This window comes from Kistimonas ophiarachnellae, from assembly GCF_057552235.1.
Genome location: NZ_BAAJPA010000002.1, coordinates 360786 through 381920 on the forward strand (window position 1 = coordinate 360786; position 21135 = coordinate 381920).

Below are 21135 nucleotides of genomic sequence, written 5' to 3' on the forward strand. Positions count from 1 at the left end.
CCATGACAGACTCCCCCGGTTGAGTCTGTCAGTGGTACATTCGGGTGACTGGCAGCAGTCACCCTCTTTTTTTTAAGGACAGGTAAACGGGCAGTATGAGCAACAGGCTAGACGTTGACTACGCTTTCAGCACCAGCGCCGGCATCAAGCCGGAAAACCAGGATGCCTGTGCGATCCGCATTCCCGACAACAGCAACACGCTCACCCACAAAGGCGCCGTGGCACTAGTCGCCGACGGTGTCAGTGCCTGCACCCGGGCACGGGAAGCCAGCCATACCAGCATTTCGTCGTTCATGGCGGACTATTACAGCACGCCGGATTCCTGGCAGGTGCGCCATGCCGCCGGTAAAGTCATCACCGCCATTAACAGCTGGCTGCATTACCAGGGTCAGCATCACATTCACAATGATACCGATCTCTGCACGACCTTTTCCGGCATCGTTCTGAAATCCAATACCGCCCACCTGCTGCATATTGGTGACAGTCGTATCTACCGCAGCAGGAACCAGCAGCTGGAATGCCTGACCGAAGATCACACTTCACGTCTTGGTCAGCGACAATACCTGGCACGCGCACTGGGCATGCATCGCCATACGGAAGTGGATTACCGCACAGAAACTCTGCAAGCAGAGGATGTGTTCATTCTCACTACGGATGGTATTCATGATGTTTTGAGTCACAGGGAGATCATCGCCTGTTGTCAGGGAAACTCAGGACTCCAGCAAATAGCCGACAGTCTCGTTCAAGCCGCCCTCTCTGCCGGTAGCAGCGATAACCTGACAGCCGTCATTTGCCGTATTGAAGGCCTACCGACAGAAGACAACCATGAAACACTGGAACGTCTGGCACAATTGCGTTTTCCACCCGATCTTGAACCAGGACATATTCTGGATGGTTATCGTATCCTGGAAACCCTTCATGCCAGTACCCGCAGCCAGCTCTACCTGGCTGAAGACACCGCTTCGGGTCAACAGGTCGTGATCAAGACGCCATCAGTCAACTTTGAAGACGATCCACTCTACCTGGATGGTTTTCTTCGGGAAGAATGGATTGGTCGACGCGTCAATCACCCCGCGATCATGGCCCTCTACCCGCCGAAGCCGGGTAAACAGTTTCTCTACCATGCCTGCGAGTACATCCAGGGACAGACATTGCGCGGCTGGATGCAGGACAACCCCAAGCCTGACCTCAATACCGTCAGGGATCTGACTCGCCAGATCGTCAGCGCCCTTCGCGGCCTGCACCGGATGCAGATCCTGCATCAGGATCTGAAACCTGAAAACCTGATGATTGACCGGGATGGCCGGGTCCGGCTGATCGACTTTGGTGCCGCACGGGTCGCCGGCGACACTGAAATCCTTTCAGGTCTCCATGACAATACCCCTCAGGGCACCAAGAATTATGTCGCTCCCGAGTATTTTCTGGGTGGCGCCATTGATTACCGTGCCGATCAGTTCGCCGTCGGGGTCATTGTCTATGAGATGCTGACTGGGAACCTTCCCTACCGCGAAGTCGCCGGGAACAGTATTCGCATCAAGCACTACAAGCATCTCCGGTACCGTCCGGTGACGGATGACCGTCCCGACCTGCCCGAATGGATCAATCAGGCGCTGGCCAAAGCCGTCGCCCCCAACCCGACGGAACGTTATGAGGCGTTATCGGAATTCTGTCAGGACCTTTCCACCCCCAATCCGGCATTCCAAAGTGCCGACTTTCAGCCACTGATGTCGAGAAATCCAACCCTGTTCTGGCAATTACTGTGTATTCTGCTGGGTGGCATCAATCTCTGGCAGTTTTTCCAGTAAGAACAAAACCTGCTGGCTGAAGATCCTGCCATCTGCCAAATATAAGTCTCGCTATGACTTACACTGAAAGGAGTATCAAAACCCAACAAGCTGCAAGGTAGTGCCGTGATCGCCACACTGACCGAAATCACCCGTGAACAGTTTGATGTCGATATTGAACTCTACTACGCCACAACGCATAACGTGACGGGCAAAAGCATCTACCACAATAGCCGCTGCTATCTGCGCCAGGAAGCGGCTGACTGCTTAAATAGCGCGATTTCCCATGCTGCTGGTCTTGGCTTGAAATTAAAGCTGTGGGACGCCTTTCGCCCTGTCGAGGCACAAAGGGTACTCTGGAATGCCTTTCCCGGCAGCGATTATGTATCAGATCCGGACACTGGCCGTTGCCCCCACTGTCGCGGAGTCGCAATAGACCTGACCCTTGTCGACCGCGCCAGTGGCACAGAACTGGATATGGGAACCGGTTTTGATGATTTTGAGGAAGCCGCCTGGCACCTGAATGAATCGGTGTCCGTGGAAGCCAGGAAAAACCGGCTGTTACTGGCGGGCCTGATGCATACGGCAGGCTTTGAGAAATTTGATTACGAATGGTGGCACTACCAGCTGCCGGACTGCGAGCGCTTCCCGACCCTCACCGACCAGGAAGCAGGCACGCAGCTCATGCCAACTCAGTGATGACCACACTGCTTGCTGGCGTCGCCAATGATGCCGGCATCGGTTTGGACCAGTTTTCCCTTACCCAGAAACAAGTCTATAAGGCCATCAGCGGACAGTTCCTGCACAGAACAGGTGTGATACTGCACATCCTGACCAAACTGGGTAGCCATTGCGTCCTTTAGGGCATCGCGACTGTAGGGCTGCCCAGACTCCAGCACCATGCTCAGCACCTTGCGCCCGTGAACCGTTTTTGTCATGGATAACACTCCTGATGGTTTAGGCGTACAAAGGTACAAAAGTCAGCCTGTTACAGACATGCGTATTAATCCCATCTGCCATAACATTTTTTATTTAAAGCAACGTGGCTCCATTCCTCATATAATCGACCTTTTGCGCAAGGCCACCTCCAGATGGACGATGCACCACAGATTCAATGGATCGCTGACAACGAAAGCCTCGCACAGGCCTGCCTGCAGTGGCAGGATGTCCCCTACCTGGGGCTTGATACCGAGTTTATTCGCACAAGCACTTTTTACCCGATTCCCGGCCTGATTCAGGCGGGGCATGACGATCAGGTCATGCTGATTGACCCCCTGACCATCACTGACTGGACGCCGTTCCGCGCGATTCTTGAAAATACCGATATTATCAAAGTGATGCACGCCGCTGGCGAAGACCTGGAAGTGTTTCAGCGTCTGCTGGGCACCCTGCCCGACCCGGTATTTGATACGCAACTGGCCGTCTCTTTCCTGGGTACTGACCACTGTATGGGTTATCAGCGGCTGGTTGAACGCTTCCTGGGGGTCGAGCTGGCCAAGGATGAAACCCGGTCTGACTGGCTCGCCCGCCCGCTCAGTGACAACCAGATTCGTTATGCTGCATTAGATGTTTATTACCTGAATCAACTGTATCCGATTCTGACTTCACAACTCGCAGACAAACAACGACTGGACTGGCATCGCGAAGACTGTGACAGCATGATTCGTAACGCCCGTCATGAGCCAGATCCCGGCGAAGCCTGGCGGGATGCCAAACTCGCCTGGAAACTGTTTCCCCGCCAGCTGGCCGTATTACGCGCCATTTGCCAGTTCAGGGAAAAGACCGCCAGACAACTGGATGTTCCCCGTAACAAGGTGATCCATGCAGCCAGCCTCTGGCCCTTGGCCCGTTATCAGCCCGACAGCCTCGACAAGCTCAAGCGTATAGAGCGAATGACACCAGCGATTCTGCGAGTGCACGGCCCAGCCATTCTGACGCGTATTCGCGAAGCACTGAAAGTGCCTGAGTCCGAATGGCCTGACCGCCTCCCTGCACCGCTCCCCAAGCGTGCAAAGCCCTGGATTGAAGCCATTCGCAACTACTGCCATACAACGTCGGAAACCCTGCATATCGCCCGGGAGCTGATCCCCGTGAAACTCCTGGCCAACACACTGGTCAGGCAGTATCTCAACACGGGAGGATTTAACGCTACCCCCACATTACTGAATGCCCTGGGAAGCTGGCGTCGGGAAACGATTCTGGATAACCTCATCGTCCATTTGAATAACATGCAGCAACAGTCAGAGGAGTCATGACGTGAAACTGCTGGTATCCATCTACAAAAGCCCGGTCAAAGAAGAAATGTACCTTTACGTGGAAAAACGGAAAGGGCTGGAAGCGACTCCGGAGGGACTGCTGAAAGTCTTCGGAAAACCGGTACCCGTTATGGACATGTTACTGACACCTGAACGGAAACTGGCACGGGAAGACACCGCCAAGGTTATGGATAATATCCAGACACAAGGCTATCACCTGCAGATGCCCCCTGTCCGGGAGGACTACCTGCAAACCCTGCCGGAAGAATTTCTGAGTTTCAATGACCCCGTTTGATATGAGCAATACAACTGCATCGCAGACCGACGCCTTCTGGCGCACGGTTCGTTTGGAAGACATGAGCAAAACCCAGTGGGAGTCACTCTGTGATGGCTGTGGCCGGTGTTGTCTCCAGAAGCTGGAAGACGAAGACACCGGCGAAGTCTGCTACACCGCGTTATCTTGTCGGCACCTTGATACCGACTCCTGTCGCTGCAAGGTTTACCCGCAACGGGCGACGGTTGCCCCCGAATGCATTCACCTGACCGTCAATGACATTCCGGAATTCCACTGGCTGCCCAGCACCTGCGCCTACCGACTGGTGTCGGAAGGCAAGGATCTCCCGGAATGGCACCCGCTGGTCTCAGGCACCCCTGAGACTGTGCATCTCGCAGGCATTTCCGTCCAGCAGCGGGTTATGAGCGAAGACCGGGTGCCCGAAGAAGACTGGGAAGAGCACATCATCCACTGGATTGACTGACGGCACAGGAAAACGCTCCGTCACTTTGCGTTTATCCTTCAGGCCATGCCGAAACGAAATCCGAAACAGCCTGCTGTGGCCGCTTTTTCCGGACGCCGTACGGTGTGCCGAGGTACATGAAACCGTACAGTTTTTCATCACCTGTCAGACCAAGCCCCTCTTCAACCAGTGGGTGATAGCTGATAGCGCCTGTTCGCCACATCGCCCCAATCCCCATGGCATGAGCTGCCACCATCATGCCGTGGCAGGCCGCCCCCAGCGATAGTACCTGCTCAATTTCAGGCACCTTGGGGTGTTGCTGTGGCGTCAGCACCAGCGCCACCAACATTGGCGCCCGTAATGGCAGCCCCCGGTAGCGATCCAGCATCTCGTCTTCAAGATCCGGTTGATCCGCCTGTGCCGCCCTTGCATAAAGCTCACCTAACCGTTCACGGGCCTCACCAGAAATGGTGATATAACGCCACGGACGCAACATGGCATGATCCGGCGCTCTCAGTGCCGCCTGAAACAGGATATCCAGTTGTTCAGATGATGGTGCAGGCTCGACTAATCGTGGGACAGAGACTCGCCCCGTTAGCGCTTCAATGGCATCCACTCAAAACCTCCTGACAACACAACAGATGACTATTTATACAACCGCCGAAGGTGTAACGCCGACGGACAAAATGTTTGCTTTCCCATAACCACTGGCGATAATGGGACGCATGTACGCAGAGACTACCATTAAATCCGCGAATAATGGCCTGGCACGATAATAATTCTTAACTATGACCAGCGTTACCGTCACTGACGTCAAACAGTTCCTGATTCATAACGCATTCCTGCTGGCCAGAAGCCTCCTGTGGTTGACCGCCACGACGACCGTATTGTCAGCCTGCTGGCTAAACGGGCTTGAGCCTTACTGGTACTGGGTTGCAGCCGCGATTCTGTCCTGGCCATACTTGAGTTATTTCCTGACCGGATGGATCTGGCGCACGACGCAGAACAGCAAACCGGAATCTCGCTCGATTTCCAGGCTCTTGATTACGCTGGACACCATGCTTCTCAGCGTGATGCTGGCAGCCGCCGGACTACCGCTGTTTGTCTCACTGGTCACACTGTCATTGCTCTCTGTCAGCAGCATCAGCGCACATGGTTTCCGGTTCATGTGTTTACAGACCCTGTTATTTTCAGGGTTGTTACTGCTGACACATACCTTGCTGCCTGATGCCAAAATCAATACTACGCTACCCTTGGTCACCAATAGCATCCTTGCCTGCGGCATGTTGATCTACCTGTTATTCAACAGCTGGCTTTCTTCCGTAAAAGTCATTGCGATCAACCGGTTACAACAGCAGGCTCAACAACAGAAACAACAATACGCCCGACTGGTCAACAACATGACCAGCTACCTGCCGCCACGGGTTCATGAGTCCCTGAGTGCAGGACGGTCTCACGCCAGCCTGGCGCCCCGCCGAAAACGCCTGACCGTATTTTTCTCTGATATAGAAGGTTTTACTGACATTACGGATGAAATGGATCCAGAGGCGCTGACAGGGCTGCTGAACCATTATCTGGACGAAATGTCCCGTATCGCCCTGCACTTTGGCGGCACCATTGATAAATTCATTGGTGACAGCCTGATGGTTTACTTCGGTGATCATCGTCCCCAGGGGGACCGCCGCGATGCACTGGCGGCCGTTTCCATGGCAATCGCCATGCGCAAGCATATGAAAGTATTGCGGCAGCACTGGCGCAGTAAAGGCATTCGCAAACCGCTGAACATCCGGATGGGCATCAGTACCGGCTTCTGTACCGTTGGCAATTTCGGCACAGCCTCCCGGATGGATTACACCATCATTGGCGGCAACGTTAACCTCGCCAGTCGTCTGGAAAGCCGTGCGGGTACCAACCAGATTTTGATTGCAGAAGAAACCTGGTCACTGGTCAAGGATGTGATTCTCTGCCGTGCAGAGGGTGAGGTTCAGGTAAAAGGGATTCCACGCCCTGTCCCTGTTTACGAGGTCATGGATTTCCGTCGCGATCTTGGCGCCACAAAAAGCTATGTGGAGCATGAAATGAAGGGCTTTTCGCTCTATCTGGATACCACAAACATACAGTCATACGACAAAGAGCGAATATTAAAGGCTTTGAAGGATGCCTCGGAAAAACTGAAAGACCGGATCATTGTCTGACCCGGCCCGTCCATTCATCAGGATACTTATTGACGCGCCAGACGGCCGTTATCTGCTTCCTTGCCACAATTGGTCCGCCACGGATTGATATCCAACCCGCCACGACGCACGTAACGTGCACTGACAGTGAGCGCTTCCGGCCGGCACTGAGCCATGATGTCGAGGAAAACCCGCTCTACACACTGCTCATGAAAATCCTGATGCTGACGCATGGAGCAGATGTATTTCAGCAACGACTCACGATCAATGCGCGGCCCACGGTAATCAATCACCAGCGTTCCCCAGTCGGGCTGTCCCGTTACCGGGCAATTGGACTTCAGCAAATGGCTGTACAACGTTTCTGACACACGTTCATCATCAGCCGAAGGTTGTACCAGACTGCTGTCCAGCTGATAGGTATCAATGGCAACATCCAGCTCATCAATACACTCGCCCTGCAGTAAAGTTAGCCCGCGCTGTTCCAGCGCATTCATTGAGAGGATCTCCACGCGCACCTGTGCACCGGCTGCCCGGCTGAGATCCCGGGCCATGGTCGCCTGCACCTCTGCGGCCGACTCAAACCGGGTCTGGTTGAAGGAATTCAGATACAGCTTGAACGACTTGGATTCAATGATGCATTCCGAATCGCAGGGAATCGTGAACACCCCGGCGGACACAACCGGCTTGCCGCGGTGATTCAGCCAGGACAACTCATAAGCATTCCAGATATCAACCCCGGTAAACGGCAAACTGGCGGCCACCAGTCCGTTCGCTTCCCACTTGGGCGCGCGGGGAATCGGAAAAAGCAGGCTTGCATCGTACTCAGCCACATAGTCACTGTGCTTGCCCAGCGGGGACGCTTCCACGGATGTGTTCATTACAACGGAACTCAGTTTCTCAGGCCCTTGCCTGTATTCAAAAGGTAAAGACTGTAGCCAAACAAGATGATGACGGCCACTCCCATCATCAAAAATGCATGCCCAAGGTTTACCACGCCACTGTAGCCCAGCAGGCCGTAGCGGAAAGCATTGACCTGGTACAGGATCGGGTTGACCTGGGAAAGTCCCTGCCAGAATTCCGGCAATATCCGAACCGAATAAAACACACCACCCAGATAGGTCAGCGGCGTCAGGACAAACGTTGGAATGATGGAAATGTCATCAAAAGACCTGGCATAAAGTGCATTAATAAATCCACCCAGCGCAAACAGGGTCGCGGTGAGGAATATCGCCAGCACGGTGACGCCAATATCGTACACCTGGAAATCCACGAAAAACAGCGACAACAGCGTCACAATAAACGCCACGCCAAGCCCACGACATACGCCGCCCATCACGAATCCCATCAGGATGATCCAGTTAGGCACCGGCGACACCAGCAGTTCTTCCACGCTGCGCTGGAACTTGTTACCGAAGAAACTGGACGCCACATTGCTGTAGCTGTTGGTGATCACCGACATCATGATCAATCCGGGCACGACAAACGTCATGTAATCAAAGCCGCCCATTTCGCCAATGCGCGAACCGATCACATTCCCGAAAATTACAAAATAGAGCGCCATGGTGATCGCCGGCGGCAACAGTGTCTGCGGCCAGATCCGGAGAAACCGGCGGATTTCCTTGACAAATATGGTATAGAAAGCGATCCAGTTTTCCCGGACCGGATAGGAACCCCTGTTCGTGTTCACACCTGTATTCCTGTTCTCTGTTATCCCTGGGCCGTCATGCCGACGAAGAGTTCTTCCAGCCGGTTGGCTTTGTTTCTCATGCTGATGACATCAATACTGGATGCATTCAACTGCTGGAACAGCCCATTCAGCCCCTGGTTCTTGTTCACTTCCACTTCAAGGCAACTGTCATCGACCTTGCGCACGACATAACCCGCAAAATCAGGCATGTCGTTGATGGGGTCGCGGGTATCGAGCAGGAAGCTCTCTTTCTGCAATTTGCCCAGCAGCGCTTTCATGCTGGTATTTTCGACGATCATACCCTTGTCAATGATCGCGATATTGCGGCACAGCTGTTCCGCTTCTTCCAGGTAATGGGTGGTGAGAATAACCGTCGTACCCTTGCCATTGATTTCCCGCAGAAACTCCCATAATGAACGACGCAGTTCGATATCAACACCTGCCGTTGGCTCATCCAGAATGAGAAGACGGGGTTCATGGACCAATGCACGGGCAATCATCAGCCGGCGTTTCATCCCGCCAGACAGCATTCGGGACTGAACATTGCGCTTGTCCCAGAGCCCGAGTTTCTTGAGATATAACTCGGTCCGTGCACCGGCCTCATTGGCGGAAATGCCATAATAGCCCGCCTGGGTAATGACTATATCCCGCGTTTTTTCGAACTGGTTAAAGTTAATTTCCTGGGGAACCACGCCCAGTTGGCGTTTGGCACGGCTCATGTCTTTATCGAGGTCGTGGCCAAAGATATTAACGTCGCCAGACGTTTTATTAACCAGTGAGGAGACGATGCCAATGGTGGTTGACTTGCCCGCGCCATTCGGGCCCAGCAATGCGAAGAAATCACCTTCCTGGACATCCAGGTCAATACCTTTCAGCGCTTGATGACCATTGTCGTAAGTCTTGTGAAGCTGGCGGATTTGCAATGCCCGGGTCATGTAATCGTCCAGATCCTTATGCTTATATCAGTCTTTAAACGGGCATCTTATAGTATTTTATTGCAAAAAACAGATGTGCATTTTCCACATCAAAATGGCTGAAGACGCCGTGTTGACAGGAACCCTGCGTGCTTAGTGATAAGCATGGACATCCGCCAGCCCAGGTGTGCAAAAATTCGTACAGATTGCGCCACAGCCTGGTCTTGTTGAACAATATTGGCCATCCTGACTCACGTCCGGCGACAGAGAACAATGAATACACTGTATCAGGGCTTGGAATAGTACCTGTCAAGATTGACAAGCATGTGCAAACTGTAAAACGCACGATTGAATAAAAAAACCGAGATGGACTGATAGTCACCTTCAGCCAGACTCCTGAGTTCATCAGGGGTTAGCCTTATGTAGCTCTCACTGTTAACAGGATCCAAATGGTAGTAATGGGTAAACAGTAGCGGAGGCTGGAGTGATGTCAACAGGGCTACAGCGGACAGACTTAATGTATCATCCGTTTGACATGCCTGGTCTTTTTGCAATCCGGTAATACCCAACTCACGGAGCCGGGAGGTCATAGGATCAATAGGGTTTGCAGTCGCTCTTTTTTTGGAATAATTCATCGCAAGCCTATATAAATGTGGCGCCATTTGCAGAAATGCAACTTGCTTTGCCCTAAAAGACCCTGGCAAATAATTCCTGGAAGGATGATAGACTCTACTCTTACTCAGGTGTTCAGACATTTCAGAGGGGTGAACATCATAAGGGTGATTTAAGAAAACATCCTTCAATTGCAGATATGACCTGTAACGACTTTCTGTGCTGACTTTGAACTGCGAAACAACAGGAACAACAACATTCTTTTTTTCTTGCGACACACAAAAATAGTTAACTAATACTTCAGAAGCAACGGCTGAAACTTTTGCTGTAATATCAACATTAAAATCGGAGCCAGAGCCAGAGCCAGAGCCAGAGCCAGAGCCAGAGCCAGAATAGTAATCACAAACAAACCAATTCAACACTTCACTCTCAATTTCATTATAATTATACAGCGACAGATTCAGCATCTTCGACCTAAACACAACAAACTTATCGATTCGACTTTTGATCTCACCTATCGGCATCGTATTAAAAAAACTCTCCTTATCATTTATTTCCTTCATCGCTTCATCGCACTTCCTGTTGAAATAACGTGCTATACCGAAACAGGAATATTTATCAGCTCCAATATCCGTAAGCGAGACCCCCAATGAAGCTGCATACATCAAACGCTTTGCAAGCGCTGCATCAAAGTTTTCCCCAATAACATCAAGCTCCGTCAACATCAAGATATTAGTTATCAGTATGTTCTGTTCATATCCAATCACAGTATAGAGATAAAGGGTCATAGCATAAGCGTCATTAAATGCACCTGGAAAACTCAACATTGACCAACAAGTATCCTTACCGGAGTAGGTAGAGATGAAGCCGACCCGCTGATTTTCATCAATCAGCTTGCTCATTGTCTCAATTCTCGTCAACGGCAACTTACCAAAATCCAGATAGGCTGAAACAGGCACAACGTCTGCACTATCCACGGGCTTCATGAGCCTCCATGGACTCGTGGCAGACTTACCGATCCCTGTGAATGCCGTATCCTCTACTCGCCTTATCGAATAATTAACCAGCATCGTTCTCATCACATCTGCAGCGGAACTGAAACTTTTCAGGTCTCCTTGCCTTATGATCGCATGGACAATATATACAAGACATTTTTCAATCTTGCTTTCAAACATATTCTCAGCGAAATCCTCATTGATGTCATGGAATATAATATTTTTATACTTTTCTCTGAGAATTCTTGTTTCATGCTGCCCCAAATCCGATGCCCTGGAAGACTGGTACAAAAAATCAGCATACTGACGATGCCCCCAAAAATGAATCCTGACATTTTGATAATTTTTATCCCTTGACATTCCAGCCATGATATTACGCCCTTCAAGGGGAGGAACCTGGTTACCCACCCATACTTGATGAAGGGGCATAGCCTCTTGCTGACCATCAAGCATAAAAAGATCATCCATTAAAATATTCACCATGGATCCAAACACCTGGATAAAACGCTTGATATCAAGACAGGGTTCCGAGATGCATTGATCAAACTTATCAATCAGTTCAATACAGGATTGCCTGGTTCCTTCTGTCGACTGATGATTAATAGACAGCCAATACAAATAGTTCCTGGCGTAGGCAATATTTCTTAACAGCAGACTATGATCATCGTGGATTGTTCTATTTTCAAGCGATTGCGCATGCCTGATGGTAACGCCAGGAAATTCAGGTTCAATATTAAACCTCATTTTATTCAATAGTGATTTTTTAACAGTGTACGGAAAACGCTCCGCTGAATTGTTATACAACCAGAGATACGGCACACGAGTAGATATTGAATCTTTCACGAGAGCCACGTACCTTTCCATGACACCTTTATTAGCCATATTTTCCGAATCATCAAATTGGTACTGACTAACCAGCAGGAAATGCTCTGAATCTGTCTGTTTAATCTTCAAGGGAAAAATATGATTCTCAATATCGCTTGTTGGTGACGGGGTGGCAAGACAGGTTTTGAAATTTATTTCCATAAAATACACTTCCGAATTCTTCGATTCATAATGGGGCTTTCCCGCTAGAGACAACCAAACAATCGAAAAGTTCATCACAGACCTGCAGCTCTGACTAACAGCCTTGACCTTCCAGCCAAGGCTCGTTAGGTTGTGCGGGTTCAAAAACCTTTCATCACAGGTCACCTGGCCTGACTGGAAATCCCTGATGCCTGAAAATCACCGTCTCTACATCGAACATCACCAACAGCTGCTCGATAACCTGATGATGCAGCTGCCTACTGCGTTGGACACCGTCTGCACAGAAGAGCAGAAAGAACAACTGCTGGAACAGTTACAACACGTCAAGCAGGCACTGGTGGATCACCTGGAAGAATCCCGTTACCTGGGCCAGCAGTGGCTGTTTTCCTTTATCGGCAACCACCCCCAGCTTGCGCCGATGGTGCCTCGTGACCTGCTCTGGTTCTTTGGCGGGGAATGCCTGCACTTCATGTCAGATGATGAAATCGGCAAATATCAGCGGCTGGAGGATATTCTGGCAGAAGCCGAACACAACGGGCGGGACATGTCGTGGATTGAAGCCCGCCGGTTCGTTTTCAACTAAATCCCACTTACTCGTACACCATCTTCCGGGTCATGCCGCCATCGAGAATGATATTCTGGCCGGTCATGAACCCGGCCTCATCGGACAGCAGGAAGTGCACCAGGCTGGCAACATCCTGTGCCTCCCCTACCCGGCCCACCGGATGTTGCTGATGGCAGGTTTCCGTCAGGTGCACCGGTCGCCGTGACCGGGATTTCTGCAGTTCCCCAACCTCAATCCAGCCCGGGCTGATACAGTTGATCCGAATCTGCCCCGACAGTGATACCGCCAGCGCATGGGTCAGCGACACTACACCGCCTTTACTGGCAGCGTAAGCTTCAGTCTGAGGTTCTGACTGCAGATAGCGCGTGGAAGCAATATTCACGATGGCGCCATGTCGCACCCGCAGTAATCCCAGCGTTTGCCTGACCATCAGGAAGACACCGGTCAGGTTGACATCAATAATCCGCTGCCAGTCTTCAAGATCCAGGTATTCCAGGGGGCCGGTATACGGGTCAGCAATCCCTGCATTATTGACCAGTCCATCCAGACCACCAAACCAGTGCTGAACCCGGGCAGTGCAACGTTGCACAGACTCTTCACTGCTGACATCGGTACGAATAAAGCGTACGTCCCCTTGCCGTGCCAATAACCCCACCAACTCTTCACCGGCTTCACGGTCATTGTCCGCCACCACCACGCTATAGCCTTTCGCCAGGAAATACCCGGTGATGCCTCGACCTATGCCCTGCGCTCCCCCGGTGACCAGCACAACCGGTTTTTCAGCCCCATGTTGTCGGCGGCCCTCGACCTTCTGGCCTTCCCTTGTGTGTGGCATAACGAACTCCAGCCCGGTAGTAAAGGAGACAAAAGCTAAGCACAAGGGCAGCATCACTGCCTTAGTGGTTTTCAGCTATGACGAGAAAAACGGAGAATGACATGAACAAAGAAAAGGCCGGCTTCCCCCTCAGAAAACCGGCCTAATAATCCATTGGCAAACCTGTCCCGACTGTCTCTAACGCAGTCTGCTATAACGAGGCGCCATGACACTTGCTTGCAGTGGCAGGATCATCGCTGAGCGGTTTTCAGCGACCAACCCCTCCCCTCTTCACTGCGGGGTTCACTCTACCTGACTCGACAAACCAGATATTGATACGCATCAAAAGACCATAGGTATTAGCCGAGATTTTTATCGCTTTCCCCAGGCACTTCGATACTTTCGGTTGGCAGGCCAATCTCCGTCACCGAACGATCGAGCAATTCCTGCGGCAACTGTTTTTTCACCTTGACCCCGAGCTCAACAAACTGCTGCGCCTGACGCACCAGGTTGCCCCGTCCTGCGCTGAACTTGTTCATGGCGCCGTCATAGGTTTTTTTCACCGTATCCAGCTGGGTGCCCAGTTTCTGCATATCGTCCGTAAATCCGCGAAGTTTGTCGTACAACGCACTGGCTTTTTCCGCGATTTTTTCCGCATTCCGGTTCTGATGCTCATAGCGCCAGATATTTTCGATGGTGCGTAATGCCACCAGCAGATTGGTCGGGCTGACCAGCATAATGTTGTGTTCCAGCGCTTCCTGAAACAGTGAAGGCTGATGTTCAACCGCTGCATAGAAAGCAGGTTCCACCGGAATAAACATCAGGACATAATCCAGGGTTCTGACGCCATCCAGGTCCTGATAACTTTTGGCGCTCAGGCTACGAATATGATTACGCAGGCACTGAACATGGGCAGCCAGCGCCCGGTTGCGTTCCGCATCATCTTCCGCCTCGTGATAACGACTGTAATCCACCAGCGAGACTTTAGAGTCGATGACGACATCCTTGCCATCTGGCAAATGAACCACCACATCAGGCTGCAGTCGCTCACCGTCAGTGTTCTTCAGTGAGACCTGTCGTTCGTATTCATGCCCTTCCCGCAGGCCTGACTCTTCCAAGACCCGGTCCAGCACCAGTTCGCCCCAGTTACCCTGGGTTTTCTTGTCGCCTTTCAGGGCACGGGTCAGGTTCAGGGCTTCCTGGCTCATCTGCTGATTCAGCTCGCGCAGCCCCAGCACTTCATCACGCAGGGAGCGACGCTCCTTGGCTTCGGTGACATAGGCCTCACTGACCTGCTGCTTGAAATCAGTAATCTGCTGCCTGAAAGGCCCCAGTAAACCATCCAGCGCCATTTTGTTCTGTTCAGTAAAACGAGAGGCTTTCGCCTCAAAGATACGGTTCGCCAGATTTTCAAACTGTTGATTGAGCCTTATTTCAGCCTGCTCCAACAATCGGATTTTATCGTCTGCGGCTTCCCGCTCTTTATCCCGTGCCGCCAGTGCCGTTTTAAGTTCACTTTCGGATGCCTGCAGCTGTTGCTGTCGCAGTTCAGCATCCCGCAACGTAACCCGCAACTCATCCATACCGGTAAGTCGCTCTGTCGAGCGCGCCAACTCGAGTTCCAGGGCCTGAATGCGCTGTCGCGCCGTTTCCTGCTCCTGCTGCAACTGCGAAACGGTTTCCTGCTGACGGCGATTTTCCGTTTCAAGCCAGGTCTGGCGTTCTACTGACTGCAGGCGTTCTGTCTCAAGGGCTTGTTGCTCACGCAGTGACTCCGCTTCGCAACGCTGACGGGTTGAATCTGCACTGATCTTCCAGGCTGCAACAGCGACAATGGCCGCCACTGCAACAAGCAGGAGGGTATAAACAAGGAAGGACATCGTCATCGTTCAGACAATCCATTCTGAGGGTTAACAGGGTTTCAGGGAATAGTACTACCGATCGGACACACATCCCATTCGCATGGGCCACAGCACCGGTTTTTCTGACATCACTACCGCATGAAAATGTCAGTCAAGGTCATGGTTATTGCCGAGGGAACAGCCTATGATCACCGGCAACAGACCAAACAAGTAAAGGAATCCTGCCGCATGTTTTCCGAGGGGTTTTTAACCGTTTTCCTGATGGTCGTTCTGACTATTGGAATACTGATTACCATCTTCCTGATCAAAGGCCGTGCACGACAGCAGACAGCGGAATCACTGTCACACTGGTCGCAGTCGCCGTCCCGGTTTGTCGAGGTCAATGGTCTCAAGGTTCACTACCGGGATGAAGGAGAAGGCCCGGTGCTGATCCTCCTCCACGGACTGTTCTCCTCCCTGCATACCTGGGAGAAGTGGGTTAACCTGCTACAGGACCGGTACCGGATCATCCGGATCGATGTACCCAATTTTGGACTGACAGGTCCCTTCCCCAACAAGAGGGTCGATGACCAGACCTACATGCAGTTTCTTGAGGGTTTCGTGACTGCACTAAACCTTGAGCGCTTCCATTTAGCGGGCAACTCCCTGGGCGGCTATTTTGCCTACCAGTACGCCTCACGCTATCCGCACCGCATTAGCAAGCTGGTGATGCTCAATGCCGCCGGTTACTTTTTCATCCCGCCAGCCGCATTGATTGCCTGGGGCATGCCGCTTATGGGCCGCATTGCCGATTATACGCAGGCTCCTTACGGCCTGTTCGCTTCACTGGTACGCCGGGCTTATGCTGATCCAGGCCAAGCCACGTCCGATGAAATTCGACGCTACAACGAACTGCTGCAGCGGGACGGCAACCGGGCTGCCGGTGGCCGATTGATCCGGCATATCCGTAACCGTGTTGGCTTTGACACCTCACGTACCCACCTTCTCACCATGCCAACGCTCATTATGTGGGGCGATCAGGACCACTGGATCCCTGTACGTCATGCACCAAAATACCATCAGGCGATTCCGGGCAGTGAGCTAATCGTCTATCCAAACGTTGGGCACATGCCAATGGAAGAGATTCCTGAACAAAGCGCGAGGGATCTTATTCAATTCCTTGAAGCCCCACAGGAGTCATCTGTATGCAGCGCCTGATACTGACGCTTTGCCTGTGTCTCTCCGTGGGATACGCCATGGCCCGGCCCCTGACTACCGTTCCCCAGGTTTATCTCACCCGTTATGCGGGTCAGTGGTACGAAATCGCCCGGCTACCCAACGTCTTTCAGCGCAAGTGTGTCGCCAATGTCATGGCCACCTACACCCTTCGGGAAGACGGCGATATTGATGTATTGAACCAGTGTGAAAACAAGGAGGGGAAAATCCAGACCGCACAGGGATTGGCACGCAGCACCAACCCGCCGGAGAACTCGCGCCTGGAGGTCAGCTTTTTCAATGTTCTGGGCATCCGGCCGTTCTGGGGGGATTACTGGATCATCGCACTGGATGAGGATTACCGGTATGTCGTGGTAGGAGAACCTGACCGCGACTATGCCTGGCTGCTGAGCAGAACGCCCACATTACCGGATGAGACCGTTGCAAAGGCAATCGCCATACTGGAACGTGAAGGATTTCCTGTCGATCAACTCATCTATACCGTACAAAAACCCGGAGATTGAATGAATGAGCCGACATCTATTGCCGGCTCACGCTGGTGTTATCCAAGACTGAAAATCGTACCCAGTCCCATATCCCACAGCACGATGGTCATCACTTTCATGGAAACCAGTACCACAAGTCCGACCGCCACGATCGAGGTTGCCATCATGAATCCCTGCTCAAACGGGATGTGCATGATGTGAGGTAAGCCTGCATACAGCAGGTAAACCGCATAGGCAATGGCTACGAGGACGCCAAACAAGGCCAGGGGAATTGATGGGAACAAGCCCAGAAAGCCCGTCAGATAGAGTGGCGTGGCGGTATAAGCTGCGAATATTACACAGCGACTCCAGGAAGGGTCGCATCCGTAAGTCCTGGCCAGCCAGTGAATGAACAACCCCATGATCGTGACCGCGCAGATAATGCCCAACCAGGCGGCAACCCCCAGAAGAAACGCGCTTGTCGGCTCCAGCCGAATGGTATCAAGCCCGGTAGACCAGCCGGTAACACTGGTGCCATACCACATACAGAGACCCGGCAAAGCCGCCAGAACCACCATATGGGACAGGTACCCATGGCCATGACGCTCGATTTCACGGTCTATGTCTTCCCATTCTTCATGGGGGTGGGTGAATAACCCTGCAAGATGATCCAACATGTTCAGAACTCCTTCCTGACCCGCAGGCATTGATCCATTTGCACTAATTGCACTAAAAAAAACGCTTTTTAGCCCTTTTTACGCTTACTGTGCCCTGCCTCTTAAATGCCACTTACCTCTATCAGAACAGCATTAAAGATTCATTTTTATCTAACAACAACCCCTATATTGTACATAATTAGATATATGTACAAGTATAGACAAGGAGTCAGGTAATGAAACAGCTGCATTTTCTGATGAAAGATATTGATGAGGCCGAGGCAATGACCCATTACATGGAGACCCTTGGCATAGCCCATGAACACACGCATGTGACCTACAAGCATCCCCAGGCGCTGGAGGAAAGGCGCCTGCATGGCACCAGCTTCTGGGAAGAGGTGGATATCATTCACTCCGGCGAACGGGGACTGATGGTCGGTTTCATCGCCAGTGCACTGGTGAGTTTCAGCTTGTACAACCTGCTTTACGGGCAGGAGATTGCCTTGATCGTGACGATGTTTGCCGGACTGGTCACGCTGGGATTTTGCACCTGGGTCGGCGGGATGATTGGCGCCTCCTGCGACAATTACCGTCTGGACCCCTACCATGATCAGCTCGCAGCGGGCCAATGCCTGGTGATGGTGGATGTCCCGCCCCATCAGGAACAAAGCTTCCTGGAGAAGCTCAATCAACAATTTCCAGACCGGCACGTTTGTGGTGAGAGTTCCTCCATTGATAATCCCTTTGAAGGTTCCATGCACCTGCACAAGCACACCCTGTAATGGTTATACGGGGCGGCTAGCCCTATAACACCAAAAAACGTGCAAAGAACTAACAAGATAAAAACCGTTAGGCACTGCCCGATCAAATGATCGGGCTTTTTTGGGTATTAATACCAATCACATTTACTAAGCCCTCTGCCTGACACCAGCTATTCTCAGGCATCATCAACGCATTTTCTTTAAAATGATGTCTCGCCGACCACTGCTACCTGAAGGTTTTGAAGACATTGATTTTCAGCTTGCTGCCCGCCATGCCGACGATAACCGTGAATGCGTTCAGATGGACAATGATGTCACCTTCTCTACTATCTACGACCATAACTGGCAATCTGATTTCAAGGCGGACAGGGTACAGGCCAAGTTCCGTTATGACTTTTAACCAATGGAATAGGGCATAAACTCTGAAAACCAGCCGCTGGCCGTTTTTTTAATCCGCAAAAAGACCCTACCCACACATGTGCTTGCTGTCGATGATTCCCATTCGTTAAGGATCCATTGACTCTTCTATTGAACAGTTATGTGGACACCCTGAAATCGTAACGGTGACGGGCACCATTCAGATCAAGAACCAACACATCTCCATCTTCGAGTAAACTGACCACCAAACCATTGGATAATACTTCGACGGCTTCCGGAAAATCACACTCAAGGTTAAGAATGCGGGCTTTTTCCCCTGATAGTGTTGGTTCCCAAACTTCCAGCCACCGGTTGTGGACAAAAACCACCCGACCATCGGGGTATATGACAAAATCCTTTATTACATCGAACTCGCCTTCCAGTTGCATCTTTGCGACAACGACAGGATTTGACCGGTCGTTAAGATTCCAAATCGTCAGTGTCGGACCATGACACGCAACCATATGACCATTTGGCAAAAATCGGATTTTACAGACTTTTTCCTGCCCTCTCTCGGGATCGGCCTTAAATGCTATAGCAGTAGCCGGATGAGATTCAGGATTCCAGATAGATATATGGCCGTCGAAAGCATCACCCGTAACGACACAACCATCTGGCGCCCTCTGCAAACTCCAAATCCGTTGTTCCAGTGATCGCTCATTGATACGTGCCGACTCTATGGGTTGGTTAAAATCCCAGACACAGATTTTGTCATGACTTGATGAAGCTATCCGATTATTTCCTAATTTTACCATGCGGAGGACCGGATCATCGCCATGACCTTCACATAAATTAAGATGCACAGGGTTTTCAGGCCGGGAAAGATCCAGAATGGCCAGCTTACCGTTATAGGTACCCGTGATGCACCACCCCCGTTCTATTTGCACACCACATGTTATGTGATCCAAACTGAGGAACAGGTCTGATTGGGTGACTCTTGCTTTTTCTTCGCCGCTGTCATAGTCGAAAAGAACAAATAGGAAAGACCCCTCTCTCTTCCAAAAAGACATAGCCAGCAAATTGCCCGATAAGGGAATACAGCACCGTACACCCTGCACTGACCAATCACCCATTTCACAATTTTCAAGTCGTGTGGGTCTGTTCAAATTCCAGACTTTGATGCGTCCTGGCTCATTCCACGATGCCAGCCGATTGCTTGATAGTCGTTGAATACCAGGAAACGAAAATACGTCCGGCGAATCCATATTCAGAGTCGTTATATGGTGTATCTGCTTCGCATGATTACTCCAGTGACGAAACACCGCTGCAGTCCTCAACGAGTTCTTCATGAACCAACGCTTGTCATTTACTCCTTTTATAAAAGAAAACGTTTCTTTTGGCAGTGGAAAATGAGATATAAGATCTGTCAGTTTCAACCATTGATCTTGTGTCGTTTTTTTGTTGCTAAAGAATTCATCAACCAGACATTTCACAACGGTCTTGCAATCGAATATTTCTCTAGAAACATGTTTACTCACTGCTCTAAAATTGAAAATATCGCGCACCCCCAAGTAATTACCGAGCAAATACCACTCATTCACTGACAAGATTTTTGTATCAAACGTTTTTTTTTCCGATATCGAATATTCACCCTCTGCCTTTGGGAGAAGAGAATCTTCGGCTGGTTGAACTTGCACTATTGATTGTTTCTGAGCGTTTTCATCCGAAACCAGGAAGGAAGACGATGTCGCCGTATCTTGTAAAACGTTTTGCCGTCCATGGACTGAATTCATATCATTTGCCCTCTTCTCAACATGTCAACATGTATTATTTGAAATCCAAAAAGCTTCCCCATAAATAAATGATGAGGCTTTTTATTTTGACATATTGGACTTAGTCACGTTCATAAAGCATTAGTTCAAATTTTGAAAGAACGTCTTACTACCATGTTAATAGCCATCCTGTTTCAATTGCGGCAACAGAGTTCCCATCAGGCCACTCGCCAAACCTTTCTGTTGCACGTCTTTCTATAAAGAATGCGGCAACTCAGGCCGCTTTTGCTACATCCGTCTCATTTATACTGCCCCGTTTTTTCTGATTGACCTCAAAGTCCTGGTGGTATGGGTTTCAGCAGGCACATACAGCGAAATAATGTCAGATATCACCTTACGCAACATTCCTGCTGTGACAGTATCCGGATTTTAATCTTCAGGGGAAAAATATGACTATCAAGTTCGCTTGTAGGTGACGGGGGGGG

Annotated in this window: 21 protein-coding genes; 11 read left to right on the forward strand and 10 right to left on the reverse strand. The window is 51.0% G+C overall.

From position 1 onward, the window contains the following. The first annotated feature begins 95 nt into the window (after positions 1–95). Both AC27K1_RS03820 and ddpX read left to right on the forward strand, forming a co-directional pair. A complete protein-coding gene (locus tag AC27K1_RS03820) occupies positions 96–1805 on the forward strand; it encodes a bifunctional protein-serine/threonine kinase/phosphatase (RefSeq protein ID WP_487148427.1) in 1710 nt (569 codons plus the stop codon). Between the two features lie 105 nt (positions 1806–1910). Next, complete coding sequence (gene ddpX / locus AC27K1_RS03825; protein ID WP_487148428.1) at positions 1911–2483, forward strand: D-alanyl-D-alanine dipeptidase; 573 nt, start codon at positions 1911–1913, stop codon at positions 2481–2483. On the opposite strand, the gene AC27K1_RS03830 is transcribed toward ddpX, so the two are convergent. Next, a complete protein-coding gene (locus AC27K1_RS03830; protein ID WP_487148429.1) occupies positions 2477–2722 on the reverse strand; it encodes a YecH family metal-binding protein in 246 nt (81 codons plus the stop codon). The genes ddpX and AC27K1_RS03830 overlap by 7 nt on opposite strands. 153 nt (positions 2723–2875) lie before the next feature. On the opposite strand from AC27K1_RS03830, the gene rnd reads away from it, so the two are divergent. From rnd to AC27K1_RS03845, 3 genes are read left to right on the forward strand one after another with little or no spacing between them, the layout of a single operon-like run. Beyond that, positions 2876–4039 (forward strand): ribonuclease D, encoded by a 1164-nt coding sequence (gene rnd / locus AC27K1_RS03835; protein WP_487148431.1) that lies wholly within the window; start codon positions 2876–2878, stop codon positions 4037–4039. 1 nt (position 4040) lies between these two features. Further along, positions 4041–4334, forward strand: a complete 294-nt coding sequence (locus AC27K1_RS03840) for a YcgL domain-containing protein (protein ID WP_487148433.1) — start codon at positions 4041–4043, stop codon at positions 4332–4334. Position 4335: 1 nt separating this feature from the next. Next, the gene (locus AC27K1_RS03845) at positions 4336–4797 is read left to right on the forward strand and encodes a YcgN family cysteine cluster protein (protein WP_487148435.1); all 462 of its coding nucleotides are present in this window, start codon (positions 4336–4338) and stop codon (positions 4795–4797) included. Positions 4798–4828: 31 nt separating this feature from the next. Here AC27K1_RS03845 and AC27K1_RS03850 read toward each other — a convergent pair whose 3' ends face one another. Further along, a complete protein-coding gene (locus AC27K1_RS03850; RefSeq protein ID WP_487148436.1) occupies positions 4829–5392 on the reverse strand; it encodes a nitroreductase family protein in 564 nt (187 codons plus the stop codon). A gap of 172 nt (positions 5393–5564) precedes the next feature. On the opposite strand from AC27K1_RS03850, the gene AC27K1_RS03855 reads away from it, so the two are divergent. Beyond that, positions 5565–6971 (forward strand): adenylate/guanylate cyclase domain-containing protein, encoded by a 1407-nt coding sequence (locus AC27K1_RS03855; protein WP_487148438.1) that lies wholly within the window; start codon positions 5565–5567, stop codon positions 6969–6971. Between the two features lie 26 nt (positions 6972–6997). Here AC27K1_RS03855 and queF read toward each other — a convergent pair whose 3' ends face one another. From queF to AC27K1_RS03875, 4 genes are all read right to left on the reverse strand, one after another. Next, positions 6998–7828, reverse strand: a complete 831-nt coding sequence (gene queF / locus AC27K1_RS03860; protein WP_487148440.1) for an NADPH-dependent 7-cyano-7-deazaguanine reductase QueF — start codon at positions 7826–7828, stop codon at positions 6998–7000. 11 nt (positions 7829–7839) lie between these two features. Then, a complete protein-coding gene (locus AC27K1_RS03865; protein ID WP_487148442.1) occupies positions 7840–8637 on the reverse strand; it encodes an ABC transporter permease in 798 nt (265 codons plus the stop codon). 20 nt (positions 8638–8657) lie between these two features. Beyond that, complete coding sequence (locus tag AC27K1_RS03870; protein ID WP_487148443.1) at positions 8658–9572, reverse strand: ABC transporter ATP-binding protein; 915 nt, start codon at positions 9570–9572, stop codon at positions 8658–8660. 266 nt (positions 9573–9838) lie between these two features. Continuing rightward, entirely contained in the window at positions 9839–12184 is a 2346-nt protein-coding gene (locus AC27K1_RS03875) for a hypothetical protein (protein ID WP_487148444.1), read from the reverse strand. A gap of 187 nt (positions 12185–12371) precedes the next feature. Between AC27K1_RS03875 and AC27K1_RS03880 the strand changes: the two genes are divergently transcribed. After that, positions 12372–12767: a PA2817 family protein gene (locus tag AC27K1_RS03880; protein ID WP_487148445.1), complete on the forward strand. Its 396-nt coding sequence runs from the start codon at positions 12372–12374 to the stop codon at positions 12765–12767. A gap of 7 nt (positions 12768–12774) precedes the next feature. Here the strand turns inward: AC27K1_RS03880 and AC27K1_RS03885 are convergent, their stop codons facing one another. Beyond that, positions 12775–13584: an SDR family oxidoreductase gene (locus AC27K1_RS03885; protein ID WP_487148446.1), complete on the reverse strand. Its 810-nt coding sequence runs from the start codon at positions 13582–13584 to the stop codon at positions 12775–12777. A 338-nt stretch (positions 13585–13922) separates the two neighbouring features. Further along, positions 13923–15449 (reverse strand): DNA recombination protein RmuC, encoded by a 1527-nt coding sequence (rmuC, locus tag AC27K1_RS03890; RefSeq protein ID WP_487148447.1) that lies wholly within the window; start codon positions 15447–15449, stop codon positions 13923–13925. Positions 15450–15563: 114 nt separating this feature from the next. Between rmuC and AC27K1_RS03895 the strand changes: the two genes are divergently transcribed. Both AC27K1_RS03895 and AC27K1_RS03900 read left to right on the forward strand, forming a co-directional pair. Beyond that, on the forward strand, positions 15564–16622 hold the full coding sequence (locus AC27K1_RS03895; protein WP_487148448.1) for an alpha/beta fold hydrolase: 1059 nt from the start codon (positions 15564–15566) through the stop codon (positions 16620–16622). Then, the gene (locus AC27K1_RS03900; RefSeq protein WP_487148449.1) at positions 16610–17143 is read left to right on the forward strand and encodes a lipocalin family protein; all 534 of its coding nucleotides are present in this window, start codon (positions 16610–16612) and stop codon (positions 17141–17143) included. The genes AC27K1_RS03895 and AC27K1_RS03900 overlap by 13 nt, the downstream gene beginning before the upstream one ends. A gap of 38 nt (positions 17144–17181) precedes the next feature. Here AC27K1_RS03900 and AC27K1_RS03905 read toward each other — a convergent pair whose 3' ends face one another. Next, the gene (locus AC27K1_RS03905) at positions 17182–17781 is read right to left on the reverse strand and encodes a Yip1 family protein (RefSeq protein ID WP_487148451.1); all 600 of its coding nucleotides are present in this window, start codon (positions 17779–17781) and stop codon (positions 17182–17184) included. Between the two features lie 215 nt (positions 17782–17996). Here AC27K1_RS03905 and AC27K1_RS03910 point away from each other — a divergent pair, with 215 nt between their 5' ends. Then, positions 17997–18542: a hypothetical protein gene (locus AC27K1_RS03910; protein ID WP_487148452.1), complete on the forward strand. Its 546-nt coding sequence runs from the start codon at positions 17997–17999 to the stop codon at positions 18540–18542. Between the two features lie 184 nt (positions 18543–18726). Then, entirely contained in the window at positions 18727–18921 is a 195-nt protein-coding gene (locus AC27K1_RS03915) for a hypothetical protein (protein ID WP_487148454.1), read from the forward strand. 136 nt (positions 18922–19057) lie between these two features. On the opposite strand, the gene AC27K1_RS03920 is transcribed toward AC27K1_RS03915, so the two are convergent. Further along, on the reverse strand, positions 19058–20671 hold the full coding sequence (locus AC27K1_RS03920) for a WD40 repeat domain-containing protein (protein ID WP_487148455.1): 1614 nt from the start codon (positions 20669–20671) through the stop codon (positions 19058–19060). Between the last annotated feature and the right edge of the window lie 464 nt (positions 20672–21135).

Coding starts and splice junctions, on each gene's coding strand:
- AC27K1_RS03855 (WP_487148438.1), top strand. CDS start 5,565: ATGACCAGCGTTACCGTCACTGACGTCAAACAGTTCCTGATTCATAAC.
- AC27K1_RS03845 (WP_487148435.1), top strand. CDS start 4,336: ATGAGCAATACAACTGCATCGCAGACCGACGCCTTCTGGCGCACGGTT.
- AC27K1_RS03820 (WP_487148427.1), top strand. CDS start 96: ATGAGCAACAGGCTAGACGTTGACTACGCTTTCAGCACCAGCGCCGGC.
- AC27K1_RS03885 (WP_487148446.1), bottom strand. CDS start 13,584: ATGCCACACACAAGGGAAGGCCAGAAGGTCGAGGGCCGCCGACAACAT.
- AC27K1_RS03870 (WP_487148443.1), bottom strand. CDS start 9,572: ATGACCCGGGCATTGCAAATCCGCCAGCTTCACAAGACTTACGACAAT.
- AC27K1_RS03920 (WP_487148455.1), bottom strand. CDS start 20,671: ATGAATTCAGTCCATGGACGGCAAAACGTTTTACAAGATACGGCGACA.
- AC27K1_RS03910 (WP_487148452.1), top strand. CDS start 17,997: ATGAAACAGCTGCATTTTCTGATGAAAGATATTGATGAGGCCGAGGCA.
- AC27K1_RS03895 (WP_487148448.1), top strand. CDS start 15,564: ATGAAAATGTCAGTCAAGGTCATGGTTATTGCCGAGGGAACAGCCTAT.
- AC27K1_RS03875 (WP_487148444.1), bottom strand. CDS start 12,184: ATGGAAATAAATTTCAAAACCTGTCTTGCCACCCCGTCACCAACAAGC.
- AC27K1_RS03900 (WP_487148449.1), top strand. CDS start 16,610: ATGCAGCGCCTGATACTGACGCTTTGCCTGTGTCTCTCCGTGGGATAC.
- AC27K1_RS03830 (WP_487148429.1), bottom strand. CDS start 2,722: ATGACAAAAACGGTTCACGGGCGCAAGGTGCTGAGCATGGTGCTGGAG.
- AC27K1_RS03905 (WP_487148451.1), bottom strand. CDS start 17,781: ATGTTGGATCATCTTGCAGGGTTATTCACCCACCCCCATGAAGAATGG.
- rnd (WP_487148431.1), top strand. CDS start 2,876: ATGGACGATGCACCACAGATTCAATGGATCGCTGACAACGAAAGCCTC.
- queF (WP_487148440.1), bottom strand. CDS start 7,828: ATGAACACATCCGTGGAAGCGTCCCCGCTGGGCAAGCACAGTGACTAT.
- AC27K1_RS03880 (WP_487148445.1), top strand. CDS start 12,372: ATGCCTGAAAATCACCGTCTCTACATCGAACATCACCAACAGCTGCTC.
- rmuC (WP_487148447.1), bottom strand. CDS start 15,449: ATGACGATGTCCTTCCTTGTTTATACCCTCCTGCTTGTTGCAGTGGCG.
- AC27K1_RS03915 (WP_487148454.1), top strand. CDS start 18,727: ATGATGTCTCGCCGACCACTGCTACCTGAAGGTTTTGAAGACATTGAT.